25 protein-coding genes are annotated in these 23,654 nt (G+C 60.4%); 3 read left to right on the top strand and 22 right to left on the bottom strand.

Annotated features, from left to right (window positions below; all coding sequences use genetic code 11):
* Nucleotides 1-185 precede the first annotated feature (185 nt).
* Complete coding sequence (locus ACWHXD_RS22295; protein ID WP_138762345.1) at nt 186-1,334, top strand: acyl-CoA dehydrogenase family protein; 1,149 nt, start codon at nt 186-188, stop codon at nt 1,332-1,334.
* Between the two features lie 111 nt (nt 1,335-1,445).
* On the opposite strand, the gene ACWHXD_RS22290 is transcribed toward ACWHXD_RS22295, so the two are convergent.
* Together ACWHXD_RS22290 and fnr are read right to left on the bottom strand one after the other, a co-directional pair.
* The gene (locus tag ACWHXD_RS22290) at nt 1,446-1,994 is read right to left on the bottom strand and encodes an adenine phosphoribosyltransferase (RefSeq protein ID WP_003193191.1); all 549 of its coding nucleotides are present in this window, start codon (nt 1,992-1,994) and stop codon (nt 1,446-1,448) included.
* 76 nt (nt 1,995-2,070) lie between these two features.
* Entirely contained in the window at nt 2,071-2,805 is a 735-nt protein-coding gene (gene fnr / locus ACWHXD_RS22285) for a fumarate/nitrate reduction transcriptional regulator Fnr (protein WP_005790290.1), read from the bottom strand.
* Between the two features lie 154 nt (nt 2,806-2,959).
* Between fnr and ACWHXD_RS22280 the strand changes: the two genes are divergently transcribed.
* Nucleotides 2,960-3,421 carry a hypothetical protein gene (locus ACWHXD_RS22280; RefSeq protein WP_003193188.1) on the top strand — a complete coding sequence of 154 codons (462 nt, stop codon included), beginning with the start codon at nt 2,960-2,962 and terminating at the stop codon, nt 3,419-3,421.
* Between the two features lie 6 nt (nt 3,422-3,427).
* Here ACWHXD_RS22280 and hemN read toward each other — a convergent pair whose 3' ends face one another.
* From hemN to ccoN (ACWHXD_RS22200), 16 genes are all read right to left on the bottom strand, one after another.
* The gene (gene hemN, locus ACWHXD_RS22275) at nt 3,428-4,810 is read right to left on the bottom strand and encodes an oxygen-independent coproporphyrinogen III oxidase (RefSeq protein WP_138762344.1); all 1,383 of its coding nucleotides are present in this window, start codon (nt 4,808-4,810) and stop codon (nt 3,428-3,430) included.
* A gap of 103 nt (nt 4,811-4,913) precedes the next feature.
* Nucleotides 4,914-5,597 (bottom strand): sulfite exporter TauE/SafE family protein, encoded by a 684-nt coding sequence (locus ACWHXD_RS22270; RefSeq protein WP_138762343.1) that lies wholly within the window; start codon nt 5,595-5,597, stop codon nt 4,914-4,916.
* Entirely contained in the window at nt 5,590-5,802 is a 213-nt protein-coding gene (gene ccoS / locus ACWHXD_RS22265) for a cbb3-type cytochrome oxidase assembly protein CcoS (protein WP_003193184.1), read from the bottom strand. The genes ACWHXD_RS22270 and ccoS overlap by 8 nt, the downstream gene beginning before the upstream one ends.
* Nucleotides 5,803-5,824: 22 nt before the next feature.
* Nucleotides 5,825-8,275 carry a heavy metal translocating P-type ATPase gene (locus ACWHXD_RS22260; protein WP_098950680.1) on the bottom strand — a complete coding sequence of 817 codons (2,451 nt, stop codon included), beginning with the start codon at nt 8,273-8,275 and terminating at the stop codon, nt 5,825-5,827.
* Between the two features lie 125 nt (nt 8,276-8,400).
* The gene (locus ACWHXD_RS22255; protein WP_014719446.1) at nt 8,401-8,940 is read right to left on the bottom strand and encodes a FixH family protein; all 540 of its coding nucleotides are present in this window, start codon (nt 8,938-8,940) and stop codon (nt 8,401-8,403) included.
* A 14-nt stretch (nt 8,941-8,954) separates the two neighbouring features.
* Nucleotides 8,955-10,358, bottom strand: coding sequence for a cytochrome c oxidase accessory protein CcoG (ccoG, locus tag ACWHXD_RS22250; RefSeq protein ID WP_034128398.1), 1,404 nt, complete (start codon nt 10,356-10,358; stop codon nt 8,955-8,957).
* A 207-nt stretch (nt 10,359-10,565) separates the two neighbouring features.
* Entirely contained in the window at nt 10,566-10,976 is a 411-nt protein-coding gene (locus tag ACWHXD_RS22245) for a type II toxin-antitoxin system VapC family toxin (RefSeq protein ID WP_032895837.1), read from the bottom strand.
* Nucleotides 10,976-11,230, bottom strand: a complete 255-nt coding sequence (locus ACWHXD_RS22240) for a type II toxin-antitoxin system Phd/YefM family antitoxin (protein WP_003193175.1) — start codon at nt 11,228-11,230, stop codon at nt 10,976-10,978. Before ACWHXD_RS22240 ends, ACWHXD_RS22245 begins: the two co-directional genes overlap by 1 nt.
* Before the next feature lie 166 nt (nt 11,231-11,396).
* Nucleotides 11,397-12,374 carry a cytochrome-c oxidase, cbb3-type subunit III gene (gene ccoP, locus ACWHXD_RS22235; RefSeq protein ID WP_138762341.1) on the bottom strand — a complete coding sequence of 326 codons (978 nt, stop codon included), beginning with the start codon at nt 12,372-12,374 and terminating at the stop codon, nt 11,397-11,399.
* Entirely contained in the window at nt 12,371-12,556 is a 186-nt protein-coding gene (locus ACWHXD_RS22230; RefSeq protein ID WP_003193169.1) for a CcoQ/FixQ family Cbb3-type cytochrome c oxidase assembly chaperone, read from the bottom strand. The genes ccoP (ACWHXD_RS22235) and ACWHXD_RS22230 overlap by 4 nt, the downstream gene beginning before the upstream one ends.
* Before the next feature lie 5 nt (nt 12,557-12,561).
* A complete protein-coding gene (gene ccoO, locus ACWHXD_RS22225; RefSeq protein ID WP_003193167.1) occupies nt 12,562-13,170 on the bottom strand; it encodes a cytochrome-c oxidase, cbb3-type subunit II in 609 nt (202 codons plus the stop codon).
* Nucleotides 13,170-14,612 (bottom strand): cytochrome-c oxidase, cbb3-type subunit I, encoded by a 1,443-nt coding sequence (gene ccoN / locus ACWHXD_RS22220; protein WP_003193164.1) that lies wholly within the window; start codon nt 14,610-14,612, stop codon nt 13,170-13,172. Before ccoN (ACWHXD_RS22220) ends, ccoO (ACWHXD_RS22225) begins: the two co-directional genes overlap by 1 nt.
* A gap of 462 nt (nt 14,613-15,074) precedes the next feature.
* On the bottom strand, nt 15,075-16,022 hold the full coding sequence (ccoP, locus tag ACWHXD_RS22215; protein WP_047711544.1) for a cytochrome-c oxidase, cbb3-type subunit III: 948 nt from the start codon (nt 16,020-16,022) through the stop codon (nt 15,075-15,077).
* Nucleotides 16,019-16,219 (bottom strand): cbb3-type cytochrome oxidase subunit 3, encoded by a 201-nt coding sequence (locus ACWHXD_RS22210; protein ID WP_003193161.1) that lies wholly within the window; start codon nt 16,217-16,219, stop codon nt 16,019-16,021. The genes ccoP (ACWHXD_RS22215) and ACWHXD_RS22210 overlap by 4 nt, the downstream gene beginning before the upstream one ends.
* A 3-nt stretch (nt 16,220-16,222) precedes the next feature.
* Nucleotides 16,223-16,831: a cytochrome-c oxidase, cbb3-type subunit II gene (ccoO, locus tag ACWHXD_RS22205; RefSeq protein WP_003193159.1), complete on the bottom strand. Its 609-nt coding sequence runs from the start codon at nt 16,829-16,831 to the stop codon at nt 16,223-16,225.
* A 10-nt stretch (nt 16,832-16,841) separates the two neighbouring features.
* Nucleotides 16,842-18,266 (bottom strand): cytochrome-c oxidase, cbb3-type subunit I, encoded by a 1,425-nt coding sequence (gene ccoN / locus ACWHXD_RS22200; RefSeq protein WP_003193158.1) that lies wholly within the window; start codon nt 18,264-18,266, stop codon nt 16,842-16,844.
* Between the two features lie 79 nt (nt 18,267-18,345).
* Here ccoN (ACWHXD_RS22200) and ACWHXD_RS22195 point away from each other — a divergent pair, with 79 nt between their 5' ends.
* Nucleotides 18,346-19,071: an alpha/beta family hydrolase gene (locus ACWHXD_RS22195; protein WP_138762339.1), complete on the top strand. Its 726-nt coding sequence runs from the start codon at nt 18,346-18,348 to the stop codon at nt 19,069-19,071.
* Between the two features lie 20 nt (nt 19,072-19,091).
* Here the strand turns inward: ACWHXD_RS22195 and ACWHXD_RS22190 are convergent, their stop codons facing one another.
* From ACWHXD_RS22190 to ACWHXD_RS22175, 4 genes are all read right to left on the bottom strand, one after another.
* Nucleotides 19,092-19,544 (bottom strand): hypothetical protein, encoded by a 453-nt coding sequence (locus ACWHXD_RS22190; RefSeq protein WP_138762338.1) that lies wholly within the window; start codon nt 19,542-19,544, stop codon nt 19,092-19,094.
* Between the two features lie 143 nt (nt 19,545-19,687).
* Nucleotides 19,688-20,530, bottom strand: a complete 843-nt coding sequence (locus ACWHXD_RS22185; RefSeq protein WP_138762337.1) for a hypothetical protein — start codon at nt 20,528-20,530, stop codon at nt 19,688-19,690.
* A 163-nt stretch (nt 20,531-20,693) separates the two neighbouring features.
* A complete protein-coding gene (locus ACWHXD_RS22180; RefSeq protein ID WP_032895841.1) occupies nt 20,694-22,259 on the bottom strand; it encodes a methyl-accepting chemotaxis protein in 1,566 nt (521 codons plus the stop codon).
* A 205-nt stretch (nt 22,260-22,464) separates the two neighbouring features.
* A complete protein-coding gene (locus tag ACWHXD_RS22175) occupies nt 22,465-23,256 on the bottom strand; it encodes a CPBP family intramembrane glutamic endopeptidase (protein WP_138762336.1) in 792 nt (263 codons plus the stop codon).
* Nucleotides 23,257-23,654: the final 398 nt, after the last annotated feature.

The following is a 23,654-nucleotide window of genomic DNA, read 5'->3' as shown; positions in this document are numbered from 1 at the left end:
CCTAACCCTGTAGGAGCGAGCTTGCTCGCGAAAAACCAATAGGCGCCGTGTTCACGCAGGAAGCACGCGTTATCGTTGACGGTTTTCGCGAGCAAGCTCGCTCCTACAGGGTTAGCGCAGACGCATGGCTTGATAACCAAGCAAGCGCTTGGTAAGTTCGCTCCATCCCGCCATGGAGCTTGCCGATGTCTGCCTATCAGGAATACTTCGATCCCAGCCACCAATTGGTCCGCGACAGCGTGCGCCGCTTCGTCGAGCGTGAGATGTTGCCCAGCATCGAGCAATGGGAGGAGGCAGAAAGCTTTCCTCGCGAGCTCTACCTCAAGGCCGGTGCGGCGGGGATTCTAGGCATTGGCTACCCCGAAACCCTGGGTGGTAGCCACGAAGGCGATCTGTTCGCTAAGGTCGCCGCCAGCGAAGAACTGATGCGCTGCGGCTCTGGTGGCGTAGTGGCAGGGCTCGGCTCGCTGGATATCGGCCTGCCGCCCATCGTCAAATGGGCCCGGCCCGACGTGCGTGAGCGCATAGCGCCTCTGGTGCTGGCTGGCGAGAAGATCATCGCCCTGGCGGTCACCGAACCCAGCGGCGGCTCAGATGTAGCCAACCTGCAAACCCGTGCCGTACGTGAGGGCGAGCATTACCGCGTGAGCGGCGGCAAGACCTTTATCACCAGCGGTATTCGCGCTGACTTCTACACCGTGGCCGTGCGCACGGGCGGGCCGGGCTTTGGCGGTATCAGCCTGCTGCTGATCGAAAAAGACACCCCGGGTTTCACCGTCGGCCAGCCACTGAAGAAGATGGGCTGGTGGGCGTCGGACACCGCCGAGTTGTTCTTCGACGATTGCCGCGTGCCCGTGGGCAATCTTATCGGCGTCGAGAACATGGGCTTTGCCTGCATCATGGGCAACTTCCAGAGCGAGCGCCTGGCTTTGGCGCTGATGGCCAATATGACTGCACAGCTGGCCCTGGAGGAAAGCCTTCAGTGGGCCGCCCAGCGTGAAGCATTCGGCAAACCTATCGGCAAATTCCAGGTGCTCAAGCATCGCCTGGCGGAAATGGCTACCGCCGTGGAAGTTTCCCGCGAGTTCACCTATCGCCAGGCCGCGAAGATGGCCGCCGGCAAGAGCGTGATTAAAGAGATTTCCATGGCCAAGAACCTCGCCACCGATACCGCTGATCGGGTGACGTATGACGCGGTGCAGATCCTGGGTGGGCAGGGGTATATGCGTGGCAGCTTGGTGGAGCGGCTGTATCGTGATAACCGCATTCTGTCGATTGGTGGCGGGACGCGTGAAGTGATGAATGAGATCATCAGTAAGCAGATGGGGCTTTGACGTTCAGGGTGTTCTTTCGGGCCTCATCGCGGGCAAGCCCGGCTCCCACAGGGGAATGCAGTCCTAGGTGGGAGCCGGGCTTGCCCGCGATGGCGGCAGTATTGACGATCTTTATCTTTCAGTCAGCCCAAACTGCGTCAGGCAAAACGTCGGAATCCCCATGTCTGCCAACCGCTGCGAGCCACCCAGCTCCGGCAAATCGATAATCGCCGCCGCTTCAAAGATCTTTGCCCCCATGCGCCGTACCAGGTTCGCCGCCGCAATCAGGGTGCCGCCGGTGGCGATCAGGTCATCGAACATCAGTACGGAGTCGCCTTCGCACAGGCTGTCGGCGTGCACTTCCAGGAAGGCTTCGCCGTACTCGGTCTGGTAACCCTCGGCCAGCACGTCCGCCGGCAGCTTGCCTTGCTTGCGAAACAGGATCAGCGGCTTGTTGAGCTGGTAGGCGATGATCGAGCCGATCAGGAAGCCACGGGCATCCATCGCACCGATATGGGTGAAGTCGGCTTCGACGTAGCGTTGGGCAAAGCTGTCGGCTACCAGGCGCAGGGCGCGGGGCGATTGGAACAGCGGCGTGATGTCACGGAAGATCACCCCAGGCTTGGGGAAGTCGATGACGGGGCGAATCAGGGATTTGATGTCGAACGAATCAAAGGTCATCGTCGAGGAGTCCAGAGCGGAAAACGGACTCGAAGTATACCTGCGGCCTCACCGATTGGCGCGGCCGCAGCCTGGATTAGACCTCCAGAGAACCGCCAGCCAAGGCACACAGCTGGATCGGGTCGAGGATATGCACCTCTTTACCTTCTGCGGCAATCAACTGGTTCTGCTGGAAACGGGTAAACACGCGGGACACGGTCTCCACCGCCAGGCCCAGGTAATTACCGATTTCATTACGCGACATGCTCAGGCGGAACTGGTTGGCCGAGAACCCACGGGCACGGAAGCGCGCCGACAGGTTGACCAGGAACGTGGCGATGCGCTCATCGGCGGTTTTCTTCGACAGCAGCAGCATCATTTGCTGGTCGTCACGAATCTCGCGGCTCATCACACGCATCAACTGGCGGCGCAACTGTGGCAGTTGCAGGGCCAATTCATCCAGGCGCTCGAAAGGAATTTCGCACACCGACGTGGTTTCCAGGGCCTGGGCCGACACCGGGTGAATCTCGGTGTCCATCCCCGACAGGCCGACCAACTCGCTGGGCAGGTGGAAACCGGTGATTTGCTCTTCGCCGCCGTCGCTGAGGCTGAAGGTTTTCAGTGCGCCCGAACGTACTGCATAGACGGAATCAAACTTGTCGCCCTGGCGAAACAGAAACTCGCCTTTTTTCAGCGGGCGGCCGCGTTTGACGATGTCGTCCAGCGCATCCATGTCTTCCAGATTCAACGAAAGTGGCAGGCAGAGGGGGGCCAGGCTGCAATCCTTGCAATGGGCCTGGCTGTGAGCGCGCAGTTTGACTGGCTCGGACATTTCTTAAATCCTTGTGGGAAAACACACATAAGACGTAAGGGTAACGCACTGGGGGCCACGGAGGCCAGCCTGTACAAAAACCTGTCGCGAAGTAAAGATTTGCCCGAAACGGCCGATAGCACTGCCATCGAATACCAACACGGTGGCTCAGACCATGTTATCCCTCAGTACACAACTGGCTTCACGCACCCAGATCCAGGCACTGCCCGAAACCAAGAAGGCTGCCGCGACCGATGCTGCTGCGGTTGCGCCGACGGATGAAGCCAAGCCTGCGGTGTCAGTGACCATTTCCGGTGCTGCGATGAAAGCGGCGGCGGCTGAGAAGACCTCAAACAGTGATATCGACGACAGTGGCTTGGCGGACAACGTCAAGAACCTGCTGAAGATGATCCGTGAGATCAAAAAACAGATCGCCGAGAAACAGGCCGAGATGGCTGCGGTAATGGCTGACAGAAATCTCAGTCCTGAACAAGCCCGTGCCCGACTCTCCGGGCTGCAGTCAGCGTTGAGCGCACTGCAAGCCAGCTTGACCAGCGCCCAGGCGTCCCTGACCAAGGCGATGAAAGACATGAGTGCGGGTGATGCAGTCAAGGCCGCCAGCCTGGCCATGAAGTAAACGCTTTTAGATCACCCGCGAAAACCGCTGCCTGTTCTGGTGCTCCAGGTAAACATCGAACACCATGCACACGGAACGCACCAGCAAGCGCCCAGCCGGCAGCACACGAATGCCCTGGGCGTCCAACTCGATCAGGCCGTCGGCGGCCATCGTTTCCAGCTGCGGCCATAACTCGGCAAAGTAGCCGCGAAAATCGATGTTGTACGTCTGTTCGATCCCCTCGAATGCCAAGTTGAAATTGCAGATCAATTGCTGGATCACCTCCCGGCGCAACCGATCATCCGTGGTGCAGACCAGACCGCGACTGGTCGCCAACTGCGCGCCTGCCAAGGCGTTCTGGTACTGGTTCAGGTCACTGCTGTTCTGGCAATACAGGTCGCCGATCTGGCTGATCGCCGACACCCCCAGCCCAATCAGGTCGCAGTGCCCGTGGGTGGTGTAACCCTGAAAGTTGCGCTGCAGCTTGCCTTCTTCCTGGGCCACCGCCAATTCGTCGTCGGGCAGGGCAAAGTGGTCCATGCCGATGTAGCGGTAACCGGCCTGGGTCAGTTGTTCGATGGTGGTTTGCAGCATCAGCAGTTTTTCTGCCGGCGAGGGCAGGTCGTCGGTGTTGATCCGCCGCTGGGGCATGAAGCGTTCCGGCAGGTGCGCGTAGTTGAACACCGACAGGCGGTCAGGCTGCAAGCGGATGACTTCTTCCACGGTGCGCGCAAAGTTCAACGGCGACTGCTTGGGCAGGCCGTAGATCAGGTCGATATTGATCGAGCGAAATTGCAAGGTACGCGCTGCATCGATCACGGCGCGGGTTTCTTCCAGGCTTTGCAGGCGATTGACCGCCCGTTGCACCTCGGGGTCGAGGTCTTGCAGGCCGATGCTCACGCGGTTGAAGCCCAGTTCGCGCAGCAGGCCCATGGTGGCCCAGTCGGCTTCGCGCGGGTCGATTTCGATGCCGTAGTCGCCCGAATCGTCATCCAGCAAATTGAAATGCTGGCGCAGGCATTTCATTACCTGGCGCAGTTCATCGTGGCTGAGAAACGTTGGCGTACCGCCGCCGAAGTGCAACTGTTCCACGGGCTGCTGCGGGTCGAGGTGGCAGGCCACCAATTGGATTTCCTGCTCCAGGCGCTGCAGGTAGGCCTGGGCACGGCCACGGTCCTTGGTGATCACCTTGTTGCAGGCGCAGTAGTAGCAAATGTTGGCGCAGAACGGCACATGCACATACAGCGACAGTGGCCGCACGGCCTTGCGGCTGTCACGCAGGGCGTGGAGCAGGTCGAAGGTGCCGACCTGGCTGTCAAATTGTACGGCGGTGGGGTAGGACGTGTAGCGCGGCCCCGCCAAGTCGTAGCGGTGAATCAGATCTGTGTCCCAACGAATGGCGTCGAGCATGCGGGCGGTCCCCCGGATTGGCTAGTGGGCCGAGTCTAGGGGCAGGGAGGTGCAGGCATCTTGATTTGCATCAACGGGGAGCGGCGCTATGCCACAGGCCCTGTTAATGCCCCATTAGCCAGTGCTGATGGGGCCCGGGCAAGGTCCAGAGGCCGAAAATCATCACAAGCACGCCACCGGCCACCCGCACGCTGCGTTTGCGCAACAACGCCGTTACCCGTTCGGCGGCCAGCCCGGTGGCCAGCAAAACCGGCCAGGTGCCCAGCCCGAACGCCAGCATCAGCAGGGCACTGTCCAGCGCATTGCCCTGGCTCGCCGCCCAGAGCAGGGTGCTGTAGACGAGCCCGCACGGCAGCCAGCCCCACAGCGCGCCCAGCAGCAAGGCTCGCGGCAGGCTGGACACCGGCAGCAAACGGTTGGCCACCGGCTGCAGATGCCGCCACAGGCCACGCCCCAGGCTCTCGATACGGGTGAGGCCGCTCCACCAGCCGGCCAGGTACAGGCCCATGCAGATCAGCAGCAGCCCGGCCAGCACCCGCATAAACATCGCCGCCGCGCTGTTGGCCACCGCCCAGCCGGCCAGGCCGATCAATAGACCGGCGGTGGCATAGCTGAGGATGCGCCCCAGGTTGTACGCCAGCAGCAGGCGAAAGCGGCGGCTGCGTTGTTCCTTGGGGATCGCCAGGGTCAGCGCGCCCATCAGTCCGCCGCACATGCCCAGGCAATGACCGCCGCCGAGCAGGCCGAGGATCAGCGCCGAGACCAGCAAGGGCGCCAGCTCAAGCATGGGGGGGCTCTTTGGGCGGTTGCTCGGGGCTGTTGGCTTCGTCGATGGCGGCCAGGTGGTTCGGGTCCTGGTCGTCGAACAACACGCTGTGGGCCGGGCCATCGAGGTCTTCGTACTGGCCGCTGTCTACGGCCCAGAAGAAGATGTAGATGGCCACGCCCACTAACAGCAGTGCCGCCGGAATCATCACATAGAGAGCTGGCATCTGTACTCCATGCCCGCGCGGCTCAGGCCGGCAGCGGGCGGGTTACGGGGGCGGTGCCCGGGGCTTGTGCGCTCGGCAGGCGAGTCAGGCGCAACGCGTTGAGCACCACGGTCAACGAACTGAGGGACATGCCGATCGCCGCCCAGATCGGAGTGATCCAACCCAGGGCGGCAAACGGCAGCATAAGCCCATTGTACAACCCGGCCCACAGCAGGTTCTCGATGATCACTCGGCGAGTACGCCGCGCCAGGCTGAAGGCCTGCACCAGCGCATCCAGGCGGTTGGACAACAGCACCGCATCGGCGCTGGTTTTCGCAAGGTCCGTGGCCGAGCCCATCGCCACGCTGATATCGGCGGCGGCCAGCACTGGCACATCATTGACCCCATCGCCCAGCATCAGCACTTTGCGACCTTCCTTGTGCAGGGTTTGCAGCACCTGCAGCTTATCGTCAGGGCGCAGGCTGCCGTGGGCTTCGTCGATACCCAGCTCAGAGGCGACACTGGCCACCATCGGCGAACTGTCGCCGGAGAGCAGCAGCGTGCGCCAGCCCCGCGCCTTGCAGGCGGCGAGCAATGCGGGTGCATCGCTGCGCAGGCGGTCATCCAGTACGAACCAGGCCAGCGCCCCGCTGCGGTCGCCCAGCAGCAGCCATTGCCCGGCTTCATCCGGTGAGGCGGGAATCGCGCAGCCACTGAGTTCACAGACAAAACCCGGCTGGCCGATGCGCAACACAAGTTCGCCCACACGACCTTCCAGGCCCAGGCCTGGGGTGCTCAGCACTTCATCGGCGGCCAGCGGCGCACGGCCGAAGGCACGGGCAATCGGGTGTTCGGAACGGTTCTCCAGGGCGGCGGCAAGGCCCAGGCATTGGTCGCTGTCCAGCGCACTCAAGGGCCGAATGGTGCGCAACGCCAGGCGCCCTTCGGTGAGGGTGCCGGTCTTGTCGAAAATCACCGTATCAATCTGGTTCAGGCCCTCAAGCACATGGCCGCGGGTCAGCAGTAAGCCGAGGCTGTGCAAGGTGCCAGTGGCGGCGGTGAGCGCGGTGGGCGTGGCCAGGGATAGCGCGCATGGGCAGGTCGCCACCAGCATCGCCAGTACAATCCAGAACGCCCGCGACGGGTCCAGCTCCCACCACAGCAGGCCGATCAGCGCGGCGGCGATCAGCGAGCACAACAAGAACCACTGCGCAGCGCGGTCGGCAATCTGTGCCAGGCGCGGCTTCTCGGCCTGGGCGCGCTCCAGTAGGCGCACGATGGCAGACAAGCGCGTGTCATGGCCCAATGCGCGCACTTGGACGGTCAGCGCGCCCTCGACATTCAGCGTGCCGGCCGTGACGTTGTCGCCCGTGCGCCGAGGTTGCGGCAGGTACTCGCCGGTCAGCAGGGATTCATCGATGCTGGATTGGCCGTCGAGAATCACCCCATCCGCCGGCAGCACCGCACCGGGATGCACCAGCACCCGATCACCCAGCGCCAATTCGCTAAGCAGGATGCGCTCGCTCTGGCCATCGTCTTTGAGTCGTAGGCAGGAGGCGGGCAACAGGTTGACCAGTTGGGCGGTGGCTGCGGCGGTGCGCTCCCGGGCGCGGCGCTCAAGGTAGCGGCCGGCCAGCAGGAACAGGGCAAACATGCCCACGGCATCGAAATACAACTCGCCTACGCCCGTGATCGCGGTCCAGATGCCGGCCAGGTACGCGCCGCCAATCGCCAGGGACACCGAGACGTCCATGGTCAGGTGGCGCGTGCGCAGGTCACGCAGGGCACCTTTGAAGAAGGGCGCGCAGCTGTAGAACACGATGGGCGTGGTCAGAAACATCGCCACCCAGCGCAGGATGATGTGCAGCTCCGGGCTCAGGTCGATATTGAATTCTGGCCAAGTGGCCATGGTTGCCATCATGGCCTGGAACCACAGCAAACCAGCGACCCCCAGCTGTCGCAGGGCCAGGCGATTCTCGCTGGCCAATTGTTCGGCGGCGCGGTCGGCCTGGTAAGGGTGGGCGGCGTAACCGATATGGCGCAGCTCGCTGAGCAGTTGGCTCAACGGCAATTGCCCATCGGCCCAGCGCACGTGCAGGCGATGGTTAGAGAGGTTCAGCCGCGCCTCGGCTACGGCGGGCAGGCTGCGCAGGTGTTTCTCGATCAACCAGCCGCAGGCGGCGCAACTGATGCCTTCCATCAGCAGGGTGGTTTCGGCCAGGTCGCCTTGATGGCGCACAAAGGGTTTTTGCACATCGGCGCGGTCGTACAGCGCCAGTTCGTCCACCAACTGCACGGGCAGCGCCTCGGGGTTGGCCGAGGCTTCGCTGCGGTGTTGGTAATAGCTTTCCAGCCCGCCGGCCACTATTGCCTCGGCCACGGCCTGGCAGCCCGGGCAGCAGAGTTCGCGGCGTTCGCCGAGGATCTGGGCGGTGAACCGGCTGCCGGAGGGGACGGGTAGGGCGCAGTGGTAGCAGGGGGTGGGTTGGGTCATTGCTCAGTTCCGTAGATCGTTCCCACGCTTTGCGTGGGAATGTTGCCCGTGACGCTCTGCGTCACAAAGCAGACGCAGAGCGTCCAGCAAGGCGTTACCACGCAGAGCGTGGGAACGATCATCGTCTACTTCTTCAGGTCTTCAGCGCCCTGCAACGGTTCGTCACCCAGCAGCAAGTCCTTGTCGTGGCTGACCTCTTCTTCTTCGAACAGGCGCCAGGTGTTGCCGCCCTCCACGCCAAGCAGTTCCACGAAACGGCGACCTTCGACCTTGTCGGTGACCTGGCCGATGTAGCGGCCGGGCTCGCTGTCGCTGCGGGTGAGGTTGATCTTGCGATCCTTCTCTGGCTGGGTCGGGGAGATCAGGTTCAGCTCCAGGGTATTTGGATTGCTGTAGCCGGTAAGTTGCAGCTCGACCTCGCCGGTCAGTTCGTCCAGGTGCAGCTTGCCGCGCAGTTGCAGGGTCTGGGCCAAGCGTTCGCGGTCCAGGGACCGGTTGATGCCTTTGCCGGCCTCGTAGTAGTTGTCGTTGACCAGGTTGTCCGGGTTATTCACCGCGATGGTCACCATGGACAAGGTCAGGGTCACCGAGCAGGCCAGAATCGCGATGATGATCCAGGGCCAGAGGTGCTTGTACCAAGGGCTGGCGGCAGTAGTTGCGGGCATGCGTATGTTCCCTGTTAACGGACTTGTGGGCCGATGAATCGGCTCTTGGCTTCAATATGGACGCTGGTGTCATCGGCGTCTTCGAGGATGAAGGTCACCTCGTTGGTGCTCGACGGCAACTGCTCCGGCGCACTCGACAACTCCACTGGCATGCTGACGATATCGCCGGCGGCCACTTTGATTTCGCGACGGCCTTGCAGCTTGAGGTCTGGCAGGCCGGCGGCGTCGAGCACGTAGGTGTGGTCGCGCTGGTCTTTGTTCATGATCTTCAGGCTGTAGACGTTTTCGATGCGCCCTTCGGCGTTCTCGCGGTACAGCACGCGGTCCTTGCTGACGTCGAAACCCACCAGCGAGCGCATGAAGAAGGCGGCCACCAACAGGCTGATCATCGCCAGCAACACCAGGGCGTAACCGATCAGGCGCGGGCGCAGCTTATGGGTTTTCTGCCCTGACAGGTTGTGTTCGGTGGTGTAGCTGATCAGGCCGCGCGGGTACTCCATCTTGTCCATGATGTTGTCGCACGCATCGATACAGGCGGCGCAGCCGATGCATTCGATTTGCAGCCCATCGCGGATATCGATACCGGTAGGGCACACCTGCACACACATCGTGCAATCGATGCAGTCGCCCAGGCCCTGGGCCTTGTAGTCGGTACCCTTTTTACGTGGCCCACGTACTTCGCCACGGCGCGGGTCGTAGGACACGATCAAGGTGTCCTTGTCGAACATCACGCTCTGGAAGCGCGCATAGGGGCACATGTAGATGCACACCTGCTCGCGCAGCCAGCCGGCGTTGCCATAGGTGGCGAGGGTGAAGAAACCCACCCAGAAATACGACCAGCCATCGGCCTGGCCGGTGAAGAAATCGAATACCAGTTCGCGGATCGGCGAGAAGTAGCCGACAAAGGTAATGCCGGTGGCAAAGCCAATCAGCAGCCACAGGCTGTGCTTGCTGAACTTGCGCAGGAATTTGTTGGCGCTCATCGGCGCCTTGTCGAGCTTGATGCGCTGGTTGCGGTCGCCTTCGGTGACCTTTTCACACCACATGAAGATCCACGTCCACACGCTTTGCGGGCAGGTATAGCCGCACCACACGCGCCCGGCGTACACGGTGATAAAGAACAGGCCAAATGCCGCGACAATGAGAATGCCCGACAGCAGGATGAAATCCTGGGGCCAGAACGTCGCACCAAAAATAAAGAACTTACGCTCCGGCAGGTTCCACCACACCGCCTGATGACCGCCCCAGTTCAGCCACACGGTGCCGAAGTACAACAGGAACAGAGCGGCACCGCCGACCATGCGCAAGTTGCGGAACAAGCCAGTGAAGGCGCGGGTGTAGATCTTCTCTCTTGAAGCGTAGAGGTCGACGGTTTTGGCAGGCGGGGTAACGTCATGTACCGGTATCTGGTCGCTCATCATTGCATCCCACGGCGGTGGAGATTTGCCTCGGCCAGTACGTGCCAACCGGGGTCAAATTAAGGGTGTTGCAGTGGCCTAATGATACGCCCCCGATGGTGCGCAAAGGGTGCGACCTTTGGTCGCGTTGGGGGAAATCAATTGATGGTGTACGTGATCTGGATCAATTGACTTGGCAAGTATGGACGGTTTTTGCCGGTAAGCCGGTCATTCGTCCCATGGATTGAGCAGTGGCACGCCACTCGATTTGAAGTCGCTGACGTTGCGCGTGACTACGGTGAGTCCGTGAACCAGCGCGGTTGCGGCAATCAATGCATCGCTTTCGTTGGCCCGGTCGGGTACATGCAAGTGCGCGCAACGCAACGCGACTGCTGCATCGACGGGCAGGATTCTGGCATCGAAGGCGGGCATTACATGACGCTTGAGCCAGGTTCTCAACACCTTCCCCTGAACCGGGTCTCGCCGTTCAATTCGCAGGACTCCGGTTTCCAGTTCCTTCAGCGTGATCGCCGAAATAAACATGCGCGGCGCTACTACGCTTTTTGCCCAAGCCACGACATTTGCATCAGCCTGAGGTTTACGCAGTTCAGAGATCACATTTGTGTCGAGTAGATACATCAAGAAAAGTCCACGGGTCGATGAATGATCACGGCACGTTCGGTTTCGAAGTCGATATCGGCCGCTTCCGGCATCACCAACAGGTCGACAATGTCGGCGTTCAGACCTGTCAGCTTCTGGTACTCCTCAATGCTTAGCAGTACATGGGCAGGCTTGCCGCGATCAGTGATAAAAACCGGCCCTTTGCGGGCGGCTTTTTTGGCACCACTTGTGTCTTGATTGAATTCGCGGCTGGAAATGGTCGTGATGGTCATGGGGTAGGCCCCCTTCGCTGGACTGAATGTAGTTACGTTACTACTTGGCGAGTGCGCACGGCAAGGTTGAGGTTACGAACGGTAGAGTTGGCTTTGCAAGGTTCGGTGCCAGAACAAAAAAGCCCCGCCAGCATTCGCTGCGCGGGGCTCCATTGTTTCAGAGGTCTTACTGCTCCTCAGTCTTCTTATCCCCATGAGACAAGCTATACACATACGCCGCAAGCAGGTGCACCTTGTCATTGCCTTGCAACTGCTCTTGCGCCGGCATCTGGCCCTGGCGGCCATAGCGGATGGTCTGCTGCAGTTGCGCGAAGCTTGAGCCGTAGATGAACGCACCTGGATGCGTCAGGTCGGGCGCGCCCATGGCTGGGGTGCCTTTACCCGCCGGGCCGTGGCAGGCCACGCAGTTGGCGGCGAAGAGTTTCTCACCGTTGGCCACGTCGGCCTTGGCGCCTTCCGGCAGTTTGCGGCCGTCGAGGTTGGTCACCACAAAGGCTGCTACGTCGGCCACGCCCTGCTCGCCGATGACTTCGGCCCAGCCTGGCATCACCGCGTGGCGGCCCTTCATGATGGTTTCCTTGATGGTGTTGGGTTCGCCACCCCAGCGCCAGTCGGCGTCGGTCAGGTTGGGAAAGCCGTAGGCGCCCTTGGCGTCGGAGCCGTGGCACACCGAGCAGTTGGAGGCAAACAGGCGGCCGCCCATCTTCAAGGCTTGCGGGTCCTTGGCGACTTCTTCAATCGGCATCGACGCGAACTTGGCGAAGATCGGCCCGAACTTGGCCTCCGACCTGGCCATTTCCTTTTCCCATTCGTGCACGCCGGTCCAGCCGGTCTGGCCGTTGGCGAACGGGGTTTGCTTGTCGTTGTCGAGGTAGTTGTAGCCTGGCAGCAGGCCCTTCCAGTTGCCCAGGCCAGGGTAGAGCACCAGGTAGCCAAGGGCGAAGACGATGGTGCCGACAAACAGCATGAACCACCACTTGGGCAGCGGGTTGTCGTACTCCTCGATGCCGTCGAACGAGTGGCCGACGGTCTCGTCCGTCTGCTCGGTGCGCTGGCCCTTGCGGGTCGACAGCAGCAGCCAGGTCAGGGCGAAGATGGTACCCAGACTGAGGACTGTGACGTACAGACTCCAGAACGTAGTCATTCTTTGTTACTCCTAGAAGCTTGCTCGACGTGCTTGATGGCTTCGGGGTCATCTGCGAAGGGCAGCATGGTCGCGTCGTCAAACTCCGACTTGCGCCGTGGGCTGAACACCCACAACGCCAGGCCGATAAAGGCCACCATCACCACAACGGTGCCCAGGCCACGAATCATCCCGATATCCATGAAGGTCACCGTTTGCTTTTGATGATGGTGCCAAGGCCTTGCAGGTAGGCCACCAATGCGTCCATTTCGGTCTTGCCCTTCACGGCGGCGGCCGCACCGGCGATGTCTTCGTCGGTGTAGGGCACGCCCAGGGTGCGCAAGACTTCCATCTTCTTGGCGGTGTCCTTGCCGTCGAGCTTGTTTTCCACGAGAAACGGGTACGCCGGCATTTTCGACTCAGGCACGACGTTGCGCGGGTTGTACAGGTGCGCACGCTGCCAGTCATCGGAGTAACGCCCACCCACGCGGGCCAGGTCCGGGCCGGTGCGCTTGGAACCCCACAGGAACGGGTGGTCCCACACGCTTTCACCGGCGACCGAGTAGTGGCCGTAGCGTTCGGTTTCGGCGCGGAAGGGGCGGATCATCTGCGAGTGGCAGCCCACGCAACCGTTGGCGATGTAGACGTCGCGGCCTTCCAGTTCAAGGGCGGTGCGCGGCTTCATGCCTTCGACCGGCTTGTTAGTCACGTCCTGGAAAAACAGCGGGACGATTTGGGTCAGGCCGCCGATGCTCACGGCGATGACCATGAAGAAGGCCAGCAGGCCGATGTTCTTCTCGACTACTTCATGCTTCATCAGTGAGCTCCCACAACGGCGATCTTGGTGGCGGCTTCGGCTTCAACAGGGTCGCTGGCACGCACGGTGCGCCACACGTTGTAGGCCATCAACAGCATGCCGCTGGCAAAGAACGCACCGCCCAGGGCACGTACGATAAAGCCCGGGTGGCTGGCTTGCAGCGCTTCGACGAAGGAGTAGGTGAGGGTGCCGTCATCGTTGATCGCACGCCACATCAGGCCCTGGGTGATGCCGTTGACCCACATCGAGGCGATGTAGAGCACAGTGCCGATAGTGGCCAGCCAGAAGTGCGCGTTGATCAGCCCGACGCTGTGCATCTGCGCGCGGCCGAACAGTTTGGGGATCATGTGGTACAGCGCGCCGATGGAGATCATCGCCACCCAACCCAGCGCGCCGGCGTGCACGTGGCCGATGGTCCAGTCGGTGTAGTGGGACAGCGAGTTGACGGTCTTGATCGCCATCATCGGCCCTTCGAAGGTCGACATGCCGTAGAACGCCAAGGACACCACCAAAAACCGTAGGATTGGGTCGGTGCGCAGCTTATGCCAGGCGCCCGACAGGGTCATCATGCCGTTGATCATGCCGCCCCAGCTTGGCGCCAGCAGGATGATCGACATCGCCATGCCCAGGGACTGTGCCCAATCCGGCAAGGCGGTGTAGTGCAAGTGGTGAGGGCCGGCCCAGATGTACAGGGTGATCAGCGCCCAGAAGTGCACGATGGACAGGCGATACGAGTAGATCGGACGCTCGGCTTGCTTGGGCACGAAGTAGTACATCATCCCCAGGAAACCGGTGGTGAGGAAGAAGCCTACGGCGTTGTGGCCGTACCACCACTGGATCATCGCGTCCGTTGCGCCGGAATAGGCCGAATAGGACTTGAACAGGTTCACCGGCAGGGAGGCGTGGTTGACGATGTGCAGCATCGCCGTGACCACGATAAAGGCGCCGTAGAACCAGTTGCCCACGTAGATGTGCTTGGTCTTGCGCTTGACGATGGTGCCGAAGAACACCAGGCCGTAGGTCACCCACACGATGGCAAGCAAAATGGCGATCGGCCATTCCAGCTCGGCGTATTCCTTGGTGGTGGTGTAGCCCAGGGGCAGGCTGATGATGGCGCCGACGATGACCGCCTGCCAGCCCCAGAAGGTGAAGGCGGCAAGGCCATCGGAGATCAGTCGCGTCTGGCAGGTGCGCTGCACGACATAGTAGGAGGTGGCAAACAGTGCACATCCGCCGAAGGCGAAGATCACCAGGTTGGTGTGCAGCGGGCGCAGGCGGCCGAAAGTCGTCCAGGGTAGGTCGAAATTCAATTGCGGCCAAACCAGTTGCGAGGCGATGAACACCCCGAGCCCCATGCCAAGGATCCCCCAGACCACCGTCATGATGGCGAACTGGCGGACTACCTTATAGTTATAAGCAGTCGGACTGATTGCTGTGCTCATTCTAAGGTTCCACGGTTTAGGTTTTTTTATAGGTAAAATCGGCCGCAAGTATGTAGAAAGCGAGGGGCCATTGCAACGCAATGGCTGACCTGGATCAATGCGTTCCACGCCAGATTCTGCGCCCTTTCCATGTTTGGCGTAGGGACAAAATCCAAAATAGAAAGCTGATCGAGTGGACAGGAAATTTCAGGGGCGCAACGGCTACCGTCGCGTAGGCCAGGAATGGTCCACTGTGGGAACAAGCGTAGACCCGAATAGGAGGAGGGGAAAGGTAGGCTTGGAAGAGGTGCGACACTTGGTCGCGCAAATGAAAACAACACCGGATCCCTGTAGGAGCGAGCTTGCTCGCGAAGAACCTGAGGGCACCACGCTTATCCAGCATAAACGCGGCGCTCTGAAGTTCTTCGCGAGCAAGCTCGCTCCTACAGTGAAACGGGTTGCCGCCCCGGGCCGGGGCAGCGGTTACTCGGTCGCGCTGTCTGGCGTTGCACCTTCAGCGTTGTGGGACAGGCTGTACACGTAAGCTGCCAGCAGGTGCACCTTGTCATTGCCTTGCAGCACGTCCTGTGCCGGCATTTGGCCCTGGCGACCATGGCGGATAGTCTGTTGCAACTGCGCCAGGCTGGTGCCGTAGATAAAGCCTGCTGGCTCGGTCAGGTTCGGTGCGCCCATGGCTTCCACACCGTGGCCTTGCGGGCCGTGGCAGGCCACGCAGGTGGTGTTGAACGCGGCTTGCCCGGCTGCCAGGTCTGCGCTGTTGTCGGCAGGCAACGGCAGCTTGGCCAGGTCGTGGCGCACGTAAGCGGCGACGTTCTTCACCCCGTCCTCGCCCAGCACTTCACCCCAGGCCGGCATCGCCGCGTGGCGACCGTTCAGGATGGTGGTCTTGATAGCCTCAGCCGAGCCGCCCCAGCGCCAGTTGTTGTCGGCCAGGTTGGGGAAGCCATAGGCGCCCTTGGCGTCCGAGCCGTGGCACACCGCGCAGTTGGAGGCGAACAGGCGACCACCCATTTTCAACGCTTGCGGGTCCTTGGCGACTTCTTCCACCGGCATGGCCGCGAACTTGGCGAAGATCGGCCCGAACCTGGCGTCGGCCTTGGCCATTTCCTTGTCCCATTCCTTGGTCTGGGTCCAGCCGTCTTCATAGCCCGGCAGCACGCCTTTCCAGTTGCCCAGGCCCGGGTAGAGGATCAGGTAGCCGACGGCAAAGACCAGGGTGCCGGCGAACAACATGAACCACCACTGGGGCAGCGGGTTGTCGTATTCCTCGATACCGTCGAAGGCGTGGCCCATGGTCTGGTCGACGCTGCCCTTGGTCTCGCCCTTGCGGGTGCCGACCAACAGCCAGGTCAGGCCGATGAGGCTGCCCAGGGTCAATACGCAGATCCATGTACTCCAGAACGTAGTCATGGCCGAGTGCTCCTTGTGGCTGGCTCTGCTTGAGCGTCGGGTGGGGAAGGTTCATCGGCAAACGGCAGCAGGCGCGCCTGCTCGAATTCCGCATTGCGGCGGTTGTTGAATACCCACAGCGACAGGCCGATAAAGGCGATGGCAACCACCAGCGTGCCCAGGCCGCGGATGGTGCCTGCATCGAATTCAAATCCCATGGCTCACCTCTTGCTCTTGATGGCAGTGCCGAGCACTTGCAGGTAGGAAACCAGCGCGTCCATCTCAGTCTTGCCCTTGAGGCTGGCGACGGCGCCATTGATGTCGTCGTCGGTGTACGGCACGCCGAGGGTGCGCATCACTTTCAGCTTGGTCTCGGTGTGGCTGCTGTCGACGGCGGCGGTGACCAGCCAGGGGTAGGCCGGCATTTTCGACTCCGGCACCACGTTGCGCGGGTTGTACAAGTGCGCGCGGTGCCAGTCGTCCGAGTAGCGTGCGCCGACGCGGGCCAGGTCCGGGCCGGTACGTTTGGAGCCCCACAGGAACGGGTGGTCCCACACGCTTTCGCCAGCCACCGAATAGTGGCCGTAGCGCTCGGTCTCGGCGCGGAACGGGCGGATCATCTGCGAATGGCACTGTACGCAGCCTTCGCGGATGTAGATGTCGCGGCCTTCCAGTTGCAGCGCGGTGTAGGGCTTCATGCCTTCGACCGGCTTGTTGGTCACGTCCTGGAAGAACAGCGGGACGATCTGGGTCAGGCCACCGATGCTCACGGCGAGCACCATCAGCAGCATCAACAGGCCGACGTTCTTTTCAATCGTTTCGTGTTTCATCATCGACTCCTCAGGCCATCTGCGCGGCAGCGGTGACTTCGGCAGGTTGCGCCGAACGCACGGTGCGCCATGTGTTGTAAGCCATCAGGAACATGCCGCTGAGGAAGATCGCACCGCCCACCAGACGCACGATGAAGCCTGGGTGGCTGGCCACCAGGGTTTCGACGAAGGAGTAGGTGAGGGTGCCGTCTTCGTTGACCGCACGCCACATCAGGCCCTGGGCGATGCCGTTGACCCACATCGAGGCGATGTAGAGCACGGTGCCGATGGTGGCCAGCCAGAAGTGCGCGTTGATCAGGCCGAGGCTGTACATCTGCTCGCGACCGAAGATTTTCGGGATCATGTGGTACAGCGCGCCGATGGAGATCATCGCCACCCAACCCAGCGCGCCGGCGTGTACGTGGCCGATGGTCCAGTCGGTGTAGTGGGAGAGGGCGTTGACGGTCTTGATCGCCATCATCGGGCCTTCGAAGGTCGACATGCCGTAGAACGCCAGGGAGACCACCAAAAAGCGCAGGATCGGGTCGCTGCGCAGCTTATGCCAGGCGCCCGAGAGGGTCATCATGCCGTTGATCATGCCGCCCCAGCTCGGTGCCAGCAGCACCAGCGACATCACCATGCCCAGGGACTGCGCCCAGTCTGGCAAGGCGGTGTAGTGCAAGTGGTGCGGGCCGGCCCAGATGTACAGGGTGATCAGCGCCCAGAAGTGCACGATGGACAAGCGATACGAATACACCGGGCGTTCGGCCTGCTTGGGCACGAAGTAGTACATCATGCCGAGGAAGCCCGCAGTGAGGAAAAAGCCTACTGCGTTATGCCCATACCACCACTGCACCATGGCATCCGTCGCACCGCCGTACAGCGAGTAGGACTTGGTCAGGCTGACCGGGATTTCCAGGTTATTGACGATATGCAAAATGGCCACGGTGATGATGAACGCACCGAAGAACCAGTTGCCCACATAGATGTGCTTGGTCTTGCGTTTCATGATCGTGCCGAAGAACACGATGGCGTAAGCGACCCAGACGATGGTGATCAGGATGTCGATCGGCCATTCCAGTTCGGCGTATTCCTTGGAACTGGTGTAGCCCAGTGGCAGGCTGATCGCGGCCAGCAGGATCACAAGCTGCCAGCCCCAGAAGCAGAACGCGGCGACTTTCGGCGCGAACAGCTGTGTCTGGCAGGTGCGTTGCACCGAGTAAAAGGAGCTGGCGAACAGCGCACAGCCACCGAACGCGAAGATCACCGCGTTGGTGTGCAAAGGGCGCAGGCGGCCGAAGCTGGTCCAAGGCAAATCGAAGTTGAGCGCAGGCCAAACCAATTGGGCGGCGAGAAAAACCCCGAGCCCCATGCCGACGATGCCCCACACCACCGTCATAATGGCGAATTGGCGGACCACCTTGTAGTTATAGGCGGTACTTAAAGTAGTGTTCATGGTTCCCCATCCACGGTTCAACCCAAGCAAGTGCGGCACTTGGGCTGGAGTTATAGGCAGACTAAAAAGCGAGGCAAGCATGGGCAAAGAGCACAAGGCCAGTATTGACGGGGATCAATGGGCGCAGTGTGTACGGGAACATGGCTGGTTGTGGGATGTCGCCACGGGCACGACGTCGGGTGAGCCGGTCACGCTGATCCTGGCCCACGGCGCCGGCGCACCGATGGACTCGGCATTCATGAACGACATGGCTGCACGCCTTGCCGGGCATGGCGTGAGCGTGTTGCGCTTCGAGTTCCCGTACATGGCCCAGCGCCGTGTGGACGGCGGCAAACGCCCGCCGAATCCGGCGCCGAAACTGCTGGAGGCGTGGCGTGAGGTGTATGCCCAGGTGCGACGTCATGTCGCTGGGAAACTGGCGATTGGCGGCAAGTCGATGGGCGGGCGCATGGCCAGTTTGTTGGCCGATGAATTGGGCGCCGATGGGTTGGTGTGCCTGGGCTATCCGTTTTATGCGGTGGGCAAGCCAGAGAAACCCCGGGTGGAGCATTTGGCTGCGCTTGCGACGCCGACGTTGATAGTGCAGGGCGAACGTGATGCCTTGGGCAATCGAGCGGCGGTGCAGGGGTATGCGTTATCGCCGAGCATCGAGGTGATGTGGCTGGTGGCAGGGGATCATGATTTGAAGCCGTTGAAGGCGTCGGGGTTCAGTCATGAGCAGCATTTGGAGGCGGCGGCCATCAAAGCGTCAGGTTTTCTCGCCGGACGCTTTGCAGGCTCCTCTATGTTGGGATATTTCGGCTAGTGTTTTCGTGAGATCTAACACTAGCGGTCCCTAGTGAGCGAGAAGTGTCCTGTCGCGTCGTATTGAGCATACTCACTGTCGAAGAACGCCTCGAAGTTGCCAACGGCCGTGCGTTCAACGGGGTTGAGCTTGATTGTCAGTGTTGCCTTTCTGGCAGGGATCACTGTAATGCCAGGTATTCCCCCGGGGCCGGAGATGTAATGAGTATATCTTAAGATTCCGTCAAGTATGTATGTCTCGTCTATTGGCGCTTCTCCTAGGTAAGGAATATGAAAAACAAATGAAGAGGAGTTCTTTTGTTGTTGGCTTCCTGTGGCCCCTGAAAATAGCCAGAGAGGTTCATGTGCTACAGGGCCGAACGCTGTTCGTTCTGCAGTGATTGGCGTAGGAGAGTTTTTGAATGTCCATTCAAAATGGTTGTTTGGAGTTTGAGAAAGATTGAAGTCGGGGATGAAGATAATGTCTGGGTTCATGGTGAAGCCTCTTTGTTTGTGGGGGTTGCGTTATATGATGTTTGACAGAAAACCAGCTTGAATGTGTTGTGCTCGGCTAAGGCGTGATACCTGGTGTGTTTCAAGTCTCTTTGTCGAACCCTGTTACGATGGGGAGGTTAAGCTCAGTATGTGATGGGCTTAAACGTGCCATCCGTCATGTCTACAAGCTCGCCGATTTTATTTTTAAAGGTGGCGTTGCAGCGCAATGGCTGCTGAGTCAGTGTAAGTGCTACTTCGTATATTCCTTCATGGGTGCCACCGTCGAAGGGAATATAGTAAAAATTGGATTTCTCATCACCCTGTTTAAATGTTTTATCGATGATCTGTTCATTTTCATCGTCGCTGTAAATATAAATAGCCCAGTAACGGTATTGAGGCGTACCCCATTCTCCCTCCTCGCCGGTCAGATACCATGCCTTGCTTGAATCGGAGTAGGCCAGCCAGCCCTGCGCTTTGTATTGAGTGTGTTCCTCTGTCCACTCAAAGATCGAATGTTGTGAGGCAGCGGTAGTTTCAGGCCATTCACAGCAGCATTTTATTTCGCGTAATGCTGACCCTGTGTCATTGAAAGAGCCTTCGAAACTTAGCGTTATTTTTCCTGTGCTTTCGTCAACGGTTATCTCACTGTCGCCAACAGATTTAAAGTGTTCTTCAGTTTCAGGCGCGTTAATGTCTGCACCTTTAATATAAAGGTGGGTGAAGGTTTCTGGGTTTTGCTTGATTGATGTGCCAGGTGATGTGCTTTTGGAGGCGCAAGGTATTTTCAGTAACAGTGATTGTTGAGTGTCTGAGGACTGGAGCGTTAACTTAATCCAGTACTGATTGTTACGTTCGGATAGGTGCAGTGGGAGGGCCCAGCCTTCCAATGTTCTTTGGTTGTTTGATGATTTTTCAGTCCATTGCACACGCCCCATGGTTTTTGGGAATAGATGCAGGGCGCTATTTGAGTCGGTAGACCGGGACATGGCGGTGTGCTCCTGTTTGACAGGTTCACACTATAAAGGGGGAGACGTTCAAGAATTAACTGTGAGAATTGACAGTTTTATAGAGCGCTTGGCGATAAAGAAATTATGAGTGATAGCCATCTGCAAGGGGCTCACTTGTTGGAGAAAGTGAGCCCCTGAAGTTCTACCGGTTAAAACGCTCCACCAGCGAGTACTGAGTATTCGCCGTATGAGTCAGTTCTTCACTCAACTGCGCCGAGTTCATCGCCTGCTCCGAGGTCTGGTCCGCCAACAGCGCAATGGTGCTGATGTTACGGCTGATCTCCTCGGCCACCGCGCTTTGCTCTTCGGTAGCAGCGGCAATCTGGGTGGTCATGTCGGTGATATTGGCCACCGCCTCACTGATGCCCACCAAGGCCTGGTCCGCTTCCATCACCCGCGCTACACCTTCTTCAGCCTGGCGGTGCCCGGCGTCCATGGTTTGCACGGCGGCGCTGGCGGTTTGCTGCAGCTTGGCGATCAGGGTATGGATCTGCCCGGTCGATTCAGCGGTGCGTTGCGCCAGTTGGCGCACTTCATCGGCGACCACCGCAAAACCACGGCCCATCTCACCGGCCCGCGCGGCTTCGATGGCGGCGTTGAGTGCCAGCAGGTTGGTCTGGTCGGCGATGCCTTTGATCACATCGACCACGCCGCCGATTTCATCGCTGTCCTTGGCCAGTTGCGTGACGGTCACACCGGTCTCCCCAACGGCTGCCGAAAGACGCTGAATCGCCTCGCGAGTTTCCCCGGCGATATCGCGGCCGCGCCCGGTCAGGCGATTGGCTTCCTGGGTGGCATCGGCGGTGCGCTGCACGTGGCTGGCCACTTCCTGGGTGGTCGCCGCCATCTGGTTCACCGCAGTGGCCACCTGTTCGGTTTCCACGCGCTGGCGTTCCAGGCCGCTGGAGCTGTTGTGTGCCAGGGTGTTGGACTGCGCCGCCTGATCGTTGAGGTGCTCGGCGGTGTCTTGCAGGCGGGTAAGGCAGGTCTTCAGACGCGCTTCCTGGCTGAGGATCGACATTTCCAGGCGCGCTTGTGCGCCACGGCTGTCGGTGTACATCTGCGCGATCAACGGGTCGGACGTGGTCTGTTCGGCCAGGCGCAGCAAACGCTTGAGGCCGCGCTGCTGCCAGCTCAGGCCCAGCAGGCCCAACGGCACCGACAGCGCCGCTGCCAGGGCAAAGCCCCATTGGGAGGTGAGGGTGGCGCCGATCATGAAGCTCAGTTGGCTGACCAGGATAAACGGCAGCCAGTCCTGCAACACCGGCAGCCACTTGTCCCGCTGGGGAACGGCCGACTTGCCCTGGTTGATGCGTTGATAGAGCGCTTCGGCCCGGCGGATCTGCTCGGCGGTGGGTTTGATGCGCACCGATTCGTAGCCGATCACCTGGTTACCGTCGAAGACCGGCGTCACATAGGCGTTAACCCAGTAGTGGTCACCGGTCTTGCAGCGATTCTTGACGATGCCCATCCATGGCAAGCCTTGTTTGAGCGTGGACCACATATGCGCGAACACGGCCGGCGGCACATCCGGGTGACGCACCAGGTTGTGTGGGGCGCGGATCAGTTCTTCACGGGTGAACCCACTGATTTCGACAAAGGCGTCGTTGCAGTAGGTAATCACACCCTTGGCATCCGTGGTGGAGATCAACCGTTGCTGAGCGGGGAAGGTACGTTCGCGCTGGGTAACGGGTTGGTTATTACGCATGATTGTTCAATCCGCAAGGCTTTCAGGGGGTATCGGCCATGCGGGGCATTTATTTAACTTATTTTTGCAACAATCCTGGGAACGGCGTTGCCCCTGTAGGAGCGAGCTTGCTCGCGAAGCACTCAAGGGCAACGCGTTCATTCAGGATGCCCGCGTTAGCGTTGAAGTCCTTCGCGAGCAAGCTCGCTCCTACAGTGAGGAAGGCTTAGCCGGCCAGCATCGGGTAGGTGAACAGGCCGAAGTGCAGCAGATTCAAGCCAAAATGCGTGGCAATCGCCGCGCCGAGCCCGCCAAAGCGATACGCCAGGCCGTAACCCACGCCGGCAATACTCGCCAGCAGCATCCACTGCCAACCCGCAGCAAAATGCACCAGGCCGAATAACAGTGAGGCCAGCAGCAGCGCGAGGTTTTCGCCATAGGGCAGGTGTTTGAAGCGTCGGCTCAGGCCGCCCTGGATATACCCGCGAAACAGCGCTTCTTCGACCAGCGTCACCAGCAGCAGGTTATTCAACACCCACAGCCACGCCTCGTCCGGCCACTTGGGCGCCCAACTGATCATCCCCAGCAGGGCCGCGCCACCCAAGGCGGCGATAGCGGCCAGGGTCACGGCCACGGCCGTGACGCAGATCGACAGGCGCAACGAGCGTCGCGCCACAATCCACGGGCAGGCCAGCAACAGCCAGAAGCCGATCAGGGGTTTGTCCTGGTTCAGGTACATCGAGAAGGGCACTGAGTCCGGAGTGAAACGCTGGGGCGCAATACCGCGGCCGTTATAGAAACCCGGCAGCCAGTGCATCGCCAGGCCCAGGGCCAGGACGATAAACAAACCGTGGCCCAGGTAGCGCGCCCAAGGGTTGCGTTGCTGGCGTACGGCATACCCGGCCACCAGCAGCAGTGCGATGGAGACCGCCGCCAGTACGCCCAGTTGGCCGTAGATCAAAGCCACGACATAGCCAATGGAAAGTAGGGTGAGGTACAGCCAGGGCAAAGCAATCATGTGAAATCCTTCGAAAAATCCGGGCGGCATTATAGCGAGTGGCCAGGTTCTAGGGCATGAAAACGCCTCCACGTACAAGGCAAGGGGGAAAGGATTGCAAAGTATGTTTGCGGCTGGTTATAGTCGTCGCGTCGTCATCCCTTCAAAAAGATCAGCACATGCCAGCTTCCCAGCGCATAGCGGTAGTCGATTCAGCGGTCAACGCTGTGGTCGTGCCGTGCCGTGGCAAGCAGCCTGCGCAGATCAGTCACTACCCCCCACCTGTCAGTAGCACGCCGGTGTACGCAGTCGTATCACCGCCGGGTGTTGGCATTTCGGGCTGATCAGCAATCCGCTGTTGCCCCGTGCCTGCCTGAAAAAAACCTACTGAATTTCAGTTTCTACTGAGTCGGCTTTTT

It is taken from the genome of Pseudomonas fjordensis, from assembly GCF_976987115.1.
This window is presented reverse-complemented; position numbering and strand designations above follow the sequence as displayed.